The organism is Chitinophagaceae bacterium, from assembly GCA_016717285.1.
In the GTDB taxonomy this organism is placed as follows: Bacteria; Bacteroidota; Bacteroidia; order Chitinophagales; family UBA10324; genus JACCZZ01.
In genome coordinates, this window is record JADKFU010000005.1 from 786,141 (window position 1) to 799,512 (window position 13,372).

Sequence of the window (13,372 nt, forward strand, 5' to 3'; positions counted from 1 at the left end):
TAAATGGTTAAATGGCTAAATGGTTGCGGCGAAGCCGAAATGTAACTGCACCAACAACAATCTAAACAATTTTAAACATTTCAGACAATTCAAACATTTCAAAGACTGCAGACACGATGATTGCTAAATTGCTAAATGGTTGCGGCGAAGCCGAAATGTAACTGCACCAACAACAATCTAAACAATTTTAAACATTTCAGACAATTCAAACATTTCAAAGACTTCAGACACGATGATTGCTAAATTGCTAAATGGTTGCGGCGAAGCCGAAATGTAACTGCACCAACAACAATCTAAACAACTCTGAACATTTCAGACATTTCAAACTTCTCTTATTGAGTTATGAAAAAAAAATTACTCACTGTATTACTTTTCTCTGGTTGCATGATGAATGTCCACGCGCAAGACATCATGCTGCAGGGTTGGTATTGGGATTATCCCAAAACCGGTCAGGGAAAATGGTGGGTGGATACGATTGCGCAACGGGTACAGAAGCTGTCTGAAGCCGGATACAATTCCATTTGGATTCCACCGATGAGTCTGGCCGGAAATGGTTCTTACAGCAACGGTTATGATATTTATGATTTGTTTAACCTTGGTGGAACCTATGGTGCAAATACAGCTTTCGGAAACCGGATAAGAGTTGATAAGATGATGGATTCTTTCGCACTCTATAATGTAACTCCCATAGCCGACATGATTTATAATCATCGTGCTAATGGCAAGCTTCAAAACAATGATGCGGTAGAAGGCTGGATCGAAAACTATAATCTTACGAAGCACAATAACGGCGAAAGTTGTTATCCGTCAGATCGTTTCAAATGTATTCTTCCGATAGGAGGAACCACCGGTTTGGATTCAGGCATTTATTATCTCAAAGTACATTCTGCTTCCACCAGTCCTGATTATTACAACAAGCCTTATACAGTTTATGTTTATACCAAGAAAAAAGGATGGGCCAATCTGCCTGACCTGGCGGAAACATTAAACAACGGAGGTGGTGATTGCGGCCAGTTGAATGATAACATTTCTTTGGGAAGAAATATGAAAGCGAAAGTGGATGCAGGAGGATGTGGAACAGATGAATTTGAACTGACACTTGCAGGTGGTGATTATTTTCATGCGAGCGATACCCTTTTTATTTCTGTCACTAACGATGATGGAAACTATGCTGATCAGTTTATCTACGGCATTTGGGATGCTGCAGATGCTATGGACGTGCAAAGCCAGCTCCGTTATCAAACGTACACCAACTTCACTGCTACACCGAGCCAGCGGGGTGATATGAATTACCTGAATTTTAAACCCAATGGAAATCCAACCTGTCTTTGCGGCGATTGGGATGCCATGCTTTTTTACAACGATCTTGATCAGTATTATCCTGCTACAAAGGATACTTTGCAGGTCTGGACAAAATGGATGATGGAAGATGTTGGCGTGAAAGGACTGCGCATTGATGCAATCAAGAATTTTACACCTGAGTTTACCGGAGATCTGTTGGATTATTTACATGATAAGGGCGATGATCCTGAAATTATTGTGGGCGAAAGTTATGATTATGATGCTGCCACACTAAAAACAAGGCTGGATGATGTGTACAGTTACATGGATCAGGATACAAAAGAAGCCATGTATTTCAGCTTGTTTGATTTTAATCTGCAGGCAAGTCTCCGGGATGCCTGTGATGCATTTGGCTATGATGTCAGAAATATTTTTAACAGCGGCATGCATGGCAATCAGCAGATCTATCGAAAGAACATTGTAACGTTTGTCAACAATCACGATTTCAGGGAAGAGCCACAATCAACAGACAGTGATCCTATACTTGCCTATGCCTATATACTCACCAATCCTTCAGCAGGAATTCCTTGCGTGTATTGGGCTGATTATTATGATGCCGATCATCCTGCTTATACGAGCGATATCAATAAGTTAATCAGCACCAATCTGAAGTTTATTCAGAGTGCATCGGATGTTGATTACCTCACGCGTTTCAACACTCCGTATGCAGTAAATTATATCAGTGGAGGTGCATCTACCACACTCGTCTATCAATTGTCGAACATGACGAATACCTGTCTTCCCGACAGAGATGTTGTTGTTGCCATTAATTTTTCAGGGTCACCTTTGAAAGTGGACGTTGGATTGAATACCGGAAATCCTTATCACCTTCATGCGGGCGATACATTGATTGATGTGCTTGGCCGTTCATCGTATCCGTTTGCAATCGTGAGTGGAAGCAATCAAATGTACATTGATCTTCCTGCGAGAAGTTATTCTGTGTGGGCACGTGTGAGTGCTATTACACAATCGCCGGTGGTGAATGCAACCGGCGCTACCAGCTTTTGTAACGGCGGTCAGGTTACCTTATCAGGAAACACAAACTATGATTGTCATACCTATCAATGGAAAAAGAACAACCAATCCATTGAAGGTGCAACCGCTACTTCGATTGTTGTTACCACCTCCGGAGTTTATCAATTGGAAGAGAGTTACAACGGTGCGATGGCACATCTTTCTAACAGCATTACAGTTACGGTGAGCCCTGAACATCCTGAAATTTCTTCAAATGGAGTTTCTTTAAATTGTAGTGTGAGTAATGTTTCCTATCAATGGTTGTATGGAATTACTGTTACATCGTTAGCTCCAATTACAGGAGCCACTTCGCAACAATACACACCAACTGCAAGCGGAATTTATACTGTGGAGATTACTGACAACACTAATTGTGTAGACACTGCCGGAATTTTTTCTTTTTGGATGGTTGGTGTTGCTGAACTGCCATTGAACAATTCGGTAAGTATATTTCCAAATCCTGCAAATGATGCATTGGGTTATCGCTTGCAGACTGAAGGGTGCAGGATGATTGAAATATATGATGTAGTGGGTAAGAGAATCTATACGGAAAATCCGCCTGCTTATGCTGCAGGAAGTCTTTTAACCATTCCGATCCGGCAATTTTCATCAGGAAGTTATTTCCTGAAATTTATTTTTGATGAAGGGACGGTGACAAAAAAATTTGAGAAGTATTGAAAGCCTTTTCGAAAAGGACGTTTATTTTTTTGCAACTCTTATTTAACGCATAGTTCGGGAAATAAAAAGCCGCACCTGATATGCCGGTGCGGCTTTTCTTTAAAAAAAACAATTAACTAAACGGCAATAAATTTATTACCTCATAAACAGGAGTTCGCGGTATTTAGGCAATGGCCACAATTTATCATCAACAATGAGTTCCAGCTTGTCGGTGCGGTAGCGTATTTCATCAAAGAATGGTTTAACCTTATCGCAATACGCAATAGCACGATCACGAATGTCTTCTGTGTTGTTGGCTGACTTTCGCGCTTCCGTCATCTCATTCACCATTTTCAGAATAGCATTTACATGTTCACTGATTTCAGTCACCAGGTTTTTCTGTGCTTCGGTATGTTTTGTATCTAAACCAATTTCTTTAAATCCTTTGATGTTATTGATCAGCTCGTTTTGATATTGAATGGCTGCAGGGATGATTTGATTTACAGCCAGCTCTCCAATCATCCGGCCATCAATCTGCACAATCTTAATGTATTTCTCCAGCTCAATTTCATGGCGTGCATGAATTTCTTCTTTGGTAAAAACCTGGTTGCGTACAAAAAGATCGATACCTTTTTTTGTGATCATGAAATCCAAAGCACGCGGCGTATTCTTTACATTGCTTAAACCACGACGCGCTGCTTCTTCTTCCCATTCTTTTGAATAATTGTTTCCTTCAAAACAAATTTTTTTGCTTTCGGTAATGTATCGCTTCAGTACTTCCATCAGCGCCACTTCGCGATTCTTGCCTTTGGAAATCAAACCATCCACTTCGTTTTTAAAGTTGATCAACTGGTCAGCAACTATCGTATTCAACACTGTCATGGTTGACGAACAATTTTGTGAGGAACCCACGGCGCGCACCTCAAATTTATTTCCGGTGAAGGCAAATGGTGAAGTACGGTTACGATCTGTATTGTCCTGCATCAGCGATGGAATCTTGTTGTGGATTTCAAGCCTGAGCTCCTGCTCGCGCTCTTCTGTAAATTTTCCACTTTCTACTTTCGATTCAATCTCATTCAGGATGTCCGTCATATACGAACCGATGAACACGCTGATGATGGCCGGAGGCGCTTCGTTAGCACCCAGACGAAAATCATTGGCGGCGGAAGCGATAGAGGCGCGTAACAGATCATCACCTTCACTTACTGCTTTAATTACATTGATGAAAAAGGTAAGGAACTGCAGGTTTGTTTTTGGCGTGCGTCCCGGAGATAAAAGATTTTTTCCGGTGTCGGTTGCCATGCTCCAGTTGTTATGTTTCCCACTGCCGTTGATGCCGGCAAATGGTTTTTCATGCAAAATCACGCGCAGCTTATGACGGCGGGCAACCCGTTGCATCACATCCATCAATAATTGATTGTGGTCCACAGCCACATTCACTTCTTCAAAAATAGGTGCTACTTCAAATTGCGCTGGCGCTACTTCATTGTGCCTTGTTTTTAATGGAATCCCTAATTTGAAAGATTCCGATTCAAAGTCGAGCATGAATGCATATACTCTTTCAGGAATAGATCCGAAGTAATGATCTTCCAGCTGCTGACCTTTTGCCGGTGCATGACCAAATAAGGTACGTCCGCTAAAAACAAGATCAGGCCGCGCTTCGAACAACGCTTCATCAATCACAAAATATTCCTGTTCCCAGCCGAGTGTGGGAACGACCTTGGTAACATTTTTATCAAAGTAATGACAAACCTCAACGGCTGCATTTTCCAAAGCATTCAACGATTTCAGCAATGGTGCTTTGTAATCAAGTGCTTCTCCATTGTACGAAACAAAAATCGTGGGAATGCACAATGTTTTTCCATTGCCAATCTCCATGATGAAGGCAGGCGAAGAAGGATCCCAGGCGGAATAGCCGCGTGCTTCGAAAGTATTTCTCAATCCTCCGCTTGGAAAGCTGCTGGCATCCGGCTCTTGCTGTACTAACGCATTGCTGTCAAAAACCTCCATTCCCTTTCCGGAACTGTTGATCTGGAAAAACGAATCGTGCTTTTCCGCAGTGGCACCGGTGAGCGGTTGAAACCAATGCGTGTAATGGGTGGCACCTTTAGAGATGGCCCACGATTTCATGGCGGAGGCTACCTGGTCCGCTATTTTGCGGTCGATTTTGTTACCGCTTTTGGTGGCGCTCATTACGCTCAGGTAAGCATCTTCGCTGAGGTAACTCTTCATTACCGATTCGGTGAAGACGTTTTCAGCAAAGTAGTCGGAGATTTTTTTACCCTGATTTCTGTTATCGATGTGCCTGGGTTCCGATACACGATCAATGGATTTTAAGCGAAGATTTGACATGTGGGAGGATTTACCGGCAAATGTAAGTGGGTTTTTAATTTATTTGAAAAAAAATGAAGTGTGGTTATGAAATCATAATAAAATGTGGAAAAAAGTGAAATATTTTGTGGATAAACAGCAAACTGGACGTGTATTGAGTAAAATTTTTGAAAAAAAATGGTTGTGATTTTTTAAGGAGCAACAATTTCTCTTAATCTGATTTTTTTTTTATAATCAATAATTTTTTTTTTTTTTTTTTAAAATAATGGCCTCCCCCCGGCGGGGGGTTGGGCTCGCGTGGTTGTGTTTTTTTTTTTCCCCGCGGCCGCCCCCTCCTGGGTTTCCTTGGGTTTTTTTTTTTCCCTTCGTTTTGGTTTTTTTTTTTGCGAAAGAAAAAAAGAAAAAAAAAAAAAAAAAAAGGGAAAAAAAAAAAAAAAAAAAAAAAAAAAAAAAAAAGAGGGGGGGGAGGAAGGGGAAAAAAAAAAAAAAAAAAGAAACCCCGGGGGGGGGGGGGGGAAGGAGGGGAAAAAAAAAAAAAAACAGGGGCGACATTATTGTAGATAAAATACATGATGACAATCGAGCCCAGGAAGCGCAAATGTATTTCCGGATAAATATTTTATCCAAATGATAATATCAGGAGATAGGTAACCGGCTTTTATTTCAACAAAGCATCCGCTTGCTTCTTCGCTTCCTCAATCAGCTTCCTGCCTTCCTCATCTGCAGCTTTGATGATTTTTGCCGATTGGGCATCGGTTTCTTTTTTCAATTGGTCGGCGGCCACTTTAGCAGCGGCTTTGGAGATTGGATCTTTGGCTTGTGCCACCAGCTTATCCGCCTGGGCATAGCCTTCTTTTTTAGCCTTGTCTGAGGTAATCACTGCGGCATCATGTAATTCTTTTGCTTTGATTTCAGCGTCTTTGATCAGCTTGTCGGCCTGTTCTTTTGCTGCTGCCTTTCCTTCGTCTATTTTTTCTGCCACCACAGCTTTCACTTCTTCTTCTACTGATTCAGTAAGCGACATGGCTGCATCTTTCAATCCTGTTTTGATTACAGGATGAGTTACCGTTCCACCAATATTTACTTTCACATTTATGGGATCAGGCATCGAATAATTAGTGCCCACGGATTTATTCGCACTTGCCAGCAGGTTGTCCATTACACCTGTTGCCTGTGTTCCCAGTTTCGCTTTTGGTATGGCAAGATTTACATTGTAATCAATGGTCTGATCAAAGCCATTGGAACCTTCAATCGTTGCTTTGGTTCCGGCAAGATTTGTTTCAAAAGGCTCCACATTTACTCTTCCATTTTTGAATTTGAAGGAAAGGTTCACATTGTCGAGTGCGAGCTGCTTATACTGCGGCATCTTCAATGCATCGGCCATTTTGCTCAATGGTTCATAATTGGAAAGAACCACATTTCCGGTTTTTAATGTTCCGCTACCGGTGAGTGAATTGAGTTGCGGTTGCATGTGCTGATCGAGTTTACCCACTACATTGAATGAAGAGGATACTTTACCGGTACATCTTTCAGCAATCGGCGCCATTTTTTGAACGGTAATAAATGCTTTGGCAGTTTTAGGAATATCCAAATCAGTAACTGCAAGATTCAAATTGATAGCCGGTTGTTTGATATCTGCGGTACTATAATTTCCACTCATCTGCACCAGTCCATCCAATGTATTGAATGTTATACCATTCATATCCAGCGTAGCATTTTTCATCGCCACATTTCCTTTCAGGTTTTGTATTATAATATCCTCGTAAAGCATTCTTGCAACAGAGGTATTCAAACTGAAATCAATGTTGGAAGGAATTTCAATCACGGTCATCGCAGCCGTGTCAGGAACTGTTGCAGTGGTGGTTGATGCGGAAGAAGCCACGAGTTGATTCAGATCAATCAAATTTGAATGGATGTTGAGTGATCCTTTCAGCGTTTCATTTTTAAAATAATAGGAGAGGAAATTGTCGAAAGCGCCATTCGCTTTCAGGTCGCTGTTGCCCATTTTCAGATCGCAATTATTCAGCGTCACATTTTTTGGATTGAAGGTGAGCATAAATTGGTTGACGGCAATTCCTTCCGGATACGTTTCACTTTTATAATTCATGCCCGTTACTGAAACATTACCGTGCGCGTCAAAATTTTCATACTGCTTATTTTCAATGGATGACATTCTTCCTTTTGCTGTTACATCAGCTATCAGCATTCCCGATAGGTTGGTACCTTTTTCCAGCGGCACTATATTTTTAATATTTCCGAGATTGATTTTACCTTTTACTGTTGCATCAATGTTGGGATCAGAAACAGGTGTGCTAACATACATGCGCGCATCAAAAGGATCACTTCCCATTTCAACATGCAATCGTTTCAGGTTAATGATGGTATGATCTGTTACACCATCGGGATTATTCACTTTCAGATCAACCTGCACATTTTTTACAGCGGTTGGCAATGAAGGATATTGAAACATTCCATCTTGAATGGCGAGCGTGATTCCATAAGCAGGAAGCGATTTACCACTGTAAGTTCCTTTCACAAAACCATCGAAAGTAAGTGTGCCTGATGATTTGAGATTTTTAAAATCGTTTGTATAGATGGCAGGAATTAACGAAACAAAGGAACCGAAGGCCGCCTTTTTAGTTGTAAACTTTATATCCATTTTAATATCATCTGTTGGCATTGCTACAAATCCATCAAAGCCAATTGTAAGATCGTTGAGAGCCAATTCATTTTCCCTGAAAGTGTATTTGCTGTTTTTCATGTCCATTTCAAGATCAGCTTTCAGGTCGGTTTTAACTCCGTTCAAATAACTAACACCTCCGTAAATGGCAAATACACTTGCAATATTTGTTTTGGTAGAAAGAGTAAAAAGATCCTGCGTGAAGTCACCGCTTCCGGAGTGATTTACATCCTTCAGCAATAATTTCATTCCTGCTGACTGATCGTTATACCGCACTTCTGAGTGAAGCAGTTGATAGGATTTCAATTCAATTTTATAATCAGACGAAGCATTTGCTGCAGTTGTGGGGGCCGGTTTTGAAATGTCCCAATTTGCTTTTCCGTCTTTCAATACCAATAAATTGAGGAGTGCATTGTTGACAGTAACCGACTTGATTCTTAATTCTTCGCCTTTAATGGCACTCATCAGATCGAGGTTCAATTTCAGTTCTTTTATGGAAGTGAGTGTGTCGCCTTCAAATTCATTGATGCCAATAATTGTGAGGTCATTTAAGCACAGCGTCAGGTTGGGAAACCCGGAAAGAATAGAAACATTAAAAGTTCCGAAATTGACTTTTGCATTGATCTGTTTGTTAATCGTGCTTTTAACCTTTGCTATAATCTTGTCTTTAAATAAAATGGGAATCGTGAAAGCGGCAATTACCACTAATACAACTATAATTAAAACAGAAATAATTACCTTTTTCATACAGGAGTTAATTTATTTAGCCTTAAAATGTTTTATACCTGCAATTAGTATATCGCAATATTATTTTCTGACTGCAGGCATTTATAATCAAGTATTGCAAAGTCGTTTGTCCGCTAATTATTTAGCCACTTCAAATGACTTTACATATTGGCGGATTTTTCCTGAGGAAGTGGTAATCACCACATAATAGTTACCGGAATTCCAGTTGTGTACATCTATATCCAATTCCTGACGGACTGCATTCACCGAATAAACAGTTTGTCCAAAATTATTTTTTATTTCGATGGTTGACGGATTGGCAATGGCAGATAAATCAACATGAATAAAGTTGCCGGAAGGGTTTGGAAAAATGGTAAGTCCTTTTGGTGATTCCATTTCATCTATTACGGTCTGAATATCGAATTTTACAACCCATCCATCAGCATCGCCCTGAAGGCCGGTAACATCGCCGTCATTTGAATACGCTCCACCTACCACAATGCCACCATCGAGCATTGAATAGCAATATTCAGGCTGACTTCCGCCAATGGCCACACTCCATAAAAAGGCGCCTTCAGCACTGATTCGCATCAGGCAATATTCCCTGGCCTTATTATCTTCATTCAAAATGTCACCATCTGTAGAAAGGGTTGATCCGCTCAGAAAATAGCCGCCATCGTAAGATGATATCGCACCCCTATGCAATTGTTCTCTTTTCAATCCACCATAAATGCCTTGCCACTGAACATTGCCGCTGCCGTCCAGCTTCATGGCCCAATAATCAAAGTCACCATGCCAAAAACCATTTTCTACCGCAACAGTAGGATCTTCTGTATCACCAAATGTAATGAAGCCTCCATCAGCAGTTGGAAAAACATCCAGAATATCTTCTTCATTTTGATGGCCGTAAACTTTGCTTGAAATCACATTGCCCATCGTATCAGTTGTCAGCATCCAACCGTCAATACCTTGTGTATTCAGGCCTGCAAGATCTCCATCCGTGGAGCTGGTAAGGCCGAACATCGCCAGTGTGCCATCGGGCCGGAGTATGGCCTTATATAAATCATCATCGCCTGAGCCGCCATAGATGTTGTTTCGTATGATGTTGCCATCTTTATCCACCACAAATACCCATGAGTTGAAAAAATCAGGATAGCTATTAGCCGGAACATCTCCATTGTGTGAAGTGGTACGCGACATGAGCAGGTATTTGTGCCCCGGAAGTTCGAGCATAAAACGCGGCGTGTCGAAATCGGTACCGCCAAAGGAATGAGCCCAGACTTTGTTGCCGTTTTCATCAAGTTTTACGGTCCAGGCATCGCTGTCGTTATGGTGTCCTGTCACATCAAAATCATCAGACCAGCTTTCTGTCTGAAAAAGATAACCGCCATCACTGGTCTGAATAATTTTTGAATTGGGATTCCCTTCTTCTAATGATCCGCCAAAACATTTTTGCCAGATGATGGTGCTGTCAGGTGCCATCTTGATCACCCAGGAGTCATGCTTTCCTTTGATAGTGCAGGTTACGTCACCGCCGGTTGAATCAGTCAGACCCAACATGATAAAATTTCCATCGGAAGTGGGATAAATATCCTGCATTACATCATTGCCCGGACCGCCAAATGTTTTAGACCAGGTGATATCAGGTGCCTGTGCCCTGCAAATATTTACCAGGAAAATAGAAATCGCGAAGATGAATGACACGGGTAAAAACATACCCCGGCTATGAATTTTATTGAACAAAAACTTCATTTGCTGATTTTTTTAAAGTGGCCTTGTTTTGTTATTGAATACGCTGAAATGGCTACGAAAATACACCAAGCTTTTCAATTCAGTTAAATGTAAGTTGAGTTGAGTAACAACACCTCCGTGAAATTTATCTTGCAGCCGCAAAATTAACTTTCCTTCATTATATGGATAACGCACATTTATTTATCATTTAATTTCTAAAGTAAAATAACACTTCAAAATATTCCATTTTACCTGTTATATACGTGTATTGTTCTCTACAACAAATGGCTTACTTTTGCGTCGTTTATTAACAGCTTGTTAAGAAACTTTAAATAATCAATTTAGCTGAATACAATAACTTCGCAAACTTAAACCAATAAAAAGTAGGTATGAAAATACGTGTAACTACACTCACTAAATCAGTTATTGCTGTTGTATTTCTTTTATTGGCTGCCTTAAATATCAGCGCACAAAAGGCAGAACGTTTGCCGCTTAAAGGTGCCATTGGATTTATTGAAAACAAAGGACAATTCCGCAACCAGGATGGTAAGGTTCGCGAGGATTTGCTTTACATGTATATTAACAAAGGCATGAAGGTGCAACTACTTCCTTCTTCCATCAGTTTTGAAATGTACACGATGGAGGAAGATCCTCAAAGTGTAAAGGAATCTGATGCATATACGCTGGATCATTCACTGGATCCCGAAGATCGCCCCATTCCAAACATCCGGTATAAAAGCAATCGTATTGATGTTGAATTCATCGGCGCTAATCCAAACCCGCAGGTGGTGGCTGAAGAGATGAAATCAGATTATCTCAATTACTACCTGGCATTTACACCGAAAGAAGGCATAAAGGATGTTAAACTTTATAACAAGGTTACTTATAAAAATTTATACAATAACATTGACCTGGTGATGATTGCCAGTCCTGATCAGTACCCTGACCAGGCGCTGGCATACGATTTTGTTGTTCATCCGGGCGGCAATGTAAAAGATATCCGCTATCGTTACCAGGGTGCTGATGATCGTGTATTTTATGATAATGGTACGATGGCTACCGCTAATGCGACAGGCCGCATGTTTGAGATGATACCTGAATCATTTTTGCAGAATAAAAACGGTATCAAATTGATGCCGGTTGAAGTTTCATTTGCAAAGCATAAAGACATAATCTCTTTTGAAGTAGGCGCTTATGATAAAAAGCAATCTCTTGTGATAGATCCTGTCGTTATTTGGGGAACCTATTCGGGCGGTTTATATAGTGAGGAAGGACGAGGAGTATGTGTTGATAGTGAGGATAATGTGATCCTGGTAGGTCGTACTTATAGTTCAGATGGCATTTCCACTGATGGTGCATTTCAAACAGAATTGCTGGGGGATGTAGATATGCAGATCGAAAAATATACCACTGATTGCGTTCGGTTGTGGGGCACTTATTGGGGCGGTTCAAAAACAGACCATATCCGCGGTGTAATTGCAGACAAATACGATAATCTCTATTTTGGAAGTCATACAGACAGTCCGGACGGTATTGCAGCAGGCGATCCTGACAATGGGAATTATATTTTCAGAGATCAGTTTGCAGGCGGCGATGGTGATGATGGTGTGCTTGGTTACTTTACTAAAGATGGATTTAGAAAGTGGGCTACGTATTTTGGTGGTACCGGAACAGAAGTAGTACGACGTCTGAAATTCGATATTGATGGAAATATCATCCTCGTTGGTTATTCAGAAAGTGATTCCGGCATTACAACTTCAGGTGTCTATCAGCCGGATTGGCACGGGAACTCTGATCTGATACTTATTAAATGGGACACTACAGGGCACCGTATCTGGGGCACTTATCTCGGTGGCGAAAACGAAGATCATGGAAGAAGTGTTGCTTCTGATGATGCAGATAATATTTATGTTAACGGAAGCACCGGAAGTAAATTTGGTATTAAGAAAAACGCATTCAAGGATTCCAGTGCAGGTGGTCAGGATTATCTGCTGGCCAAATTTACTAAAGATGGTAACTGTAAATGGAGCACGTATTGGGGTGGTGAAGTGGAAGACCGTGGCAGAGGAGTATATGTTGACAAGGATGGTGAATTCGTATATTTTACCGGATACAGCGCCAGCGCTGATGGAGTAACCTTACCGGGTGCGTTTCAACCGGATTGGAGTGAGGGATATGATAATACAGGTGAACCTTTCCATGATGCGGTATTAATGAAATGGAGTACGAATGGTTATCCGATCTGGTCAACCTTCATTGGAGGACCCAAGGATGACCGCGGACGTGCCATTACCATGATTGGACATGAAGTTTATATTGCGGGTACTACTTCGAATGCTACGGTAATGTCAACTCCAAATGGTTTTCAACCTGTTTTCGGTGGAAATGATGATATGTTTATTGAACACTTTGATCCGAATGGTAACAGAGTCTGGGGTTCCTATATTGGGGAAGAAGGCAGTGAGAGTACACTTGCATTGGCGGTGGATAAATCTCATACACATATTTATCAGGTGGGAACAACGTCCAGTATTGATATTGCAACACCCGGAGTCGCGCAAGTGGTGTATGGCGGTTACGAAGACGCGTATCTCGTTAAAATACAAGTTGACACAGTCACTGGTCTGACAACACCTGCAAGTGAAACAGCTTTAAATATTTACCCTGATCCGAATAATGGATCTTTCTCAATGAAATATCATTTGACGGAACAAGGCACTCTCAGCATCTATAATATCAAGGGGGCTATGATTTACTCAAAACCGTTAAATGTTGCAGATGAAAAAATAGCGGTTACAGATATTAACGCTGTGCCGGGAATTTATACTTGCAGGATAACTGTGAATGGCAAGGAACTTGCGAGCAGAAATTTCATAGTTATCAAATAATTGT

Annotated in this window: 6 protein-coding genes; 3 read left to right on the top strand and 3 right to left on the bottom strand. The window is 41.0% G+C overall.

What is annotated here, in order from left to right:
- The first annotated feature begins 342 nt into the window (after nucleotides 1-342).
- Nucleotides 343-3,033, top strand: coding sequence for a T9SS type A sorting domain-containing protein (locus IPO83_13125; GenBank protein ID MBK9732200.1), 2,691 nt, complete (start codon nucleotides 343-345; stop codon nucleotides 3,031-3,033).
- Between the two features lie 135 nt (nucleotides 3,034-3,168).
- Here the strand turns inward: IPO83_13125 and IPO83_13130 are convergent, their stop codons facing one another.
- The gene (locus IPO83_13130) at nucleotides 3,169-5,364 is read right to left on the bottom strand and encodes a glutamine synthetase III (GenBank protein MBK9732201.1); all 2,196 of its coding nucleotides are present in this window, start codon (nucleotides 5,362-5,364) and stop codon (nucleotides 3,169-3,171) included.
- 362 nt (nucleotides 5,365-5,726) lie between these two features.
- On the opposite strand from IPO83_13130, the gene IPO83_13135 reads away from it, so the two are divergent.
- On the top strand, nucleotides 5,727-5,903 hold the full coding sequence (locus IPO83_13135) for a hypothetical protein (protein MBK9732202.1): 177 nt from the start codon (nucleotides 5,727-5,729) through the stop codon (nucleotides 5,901-5,903).
- A gap of 98 nt (nucleotides 5,904-6,001) precedes the next feature.
- On the opposite strand, the gene IPO83_13140 is transcribed toward IPO83_13135, so the two are convergent.
- Together IPO83_13140 and IPO83_13145 are read right to left on the bottom strand one after the other, a co-directional pair.
- Nucleotides 6,002-8,770 (bottom strand): AsmA family protein, encoded by a 2,769-nt coding sequence (locus IPO83_13140; GenBank protein ID MBK9732203.1) that lies wholly within the window; start codon nucleotides 8,768-8,770, stop codon nucleotides 6,002-6,004.
- A gap of 117 nt (nucleotides 8,771-8,887) precedes the next feature.
- Nucleotides 8,888-10,501, bottom strand: a complete 1,614-nt coding sequence (locus IPO83_13145; protein MBK9732204.1) for a T9SS type A sorting domain-containing protein — start codon at nucleotides 10,499-10,501, stop codon at nucleotides 8,888-8,890.
- A gap of 368 nt (nucleotides 10,502-10,869) precedes the next feature.
- On the opposite strand from IPO83_13145, the gene IPO83_13150 reads away from it, so the two are divergent.
- A complete protein-coding gene (locus IPO83_13150; protein MBK9732205.1) occupies nucleotides 10,870-13,368 on the top strand; it encodes a T9SS type A sorting domain-containing protein in 2,499 nt (832 codons plus the stop codon).
- Nucleotides 13,369-13,372 lie beyond the last annotated feature (4 nt).

Bases quoted from the DNA above. Each gene is read 5' to 3' on its own strand.
- IPO83_13125 (MBK9732200.1), top strand. From the start codon at position 343: ATGAAAAAAAAATTACTCACTGTATTACTTTTCTCTGGTTGCATGATG.
- IPO83_13130 (MBK9732201.1), bottom strand. From the start codon at position 5,364: ATGTCAAATCTTCGCTTAAAATCCATTGATCGTGTATCGGAACCCAGG.
- IPO83_13140 (MBK9732203.1), bottom strand. From the start codon at position 8,770: ATGAAAAAGGTAATTATTTCTGTTTTAATTATAGTTGTATTAGTGGTA.
- IPO83_13145 (MBK9732204.1), bottom strand. From the start codon at position 10,501: ATGAAGTTTTTGTTCAATAAAATTCATAGCCGGGGTATGTTTTTACCC.
- IPO83_13150 (MBK9732205.1), top strand. From the start codon at position 10,870: ATGAAAATACGTGTAACTACACTCACTAAATCAGTTATTGCTGTTGTA.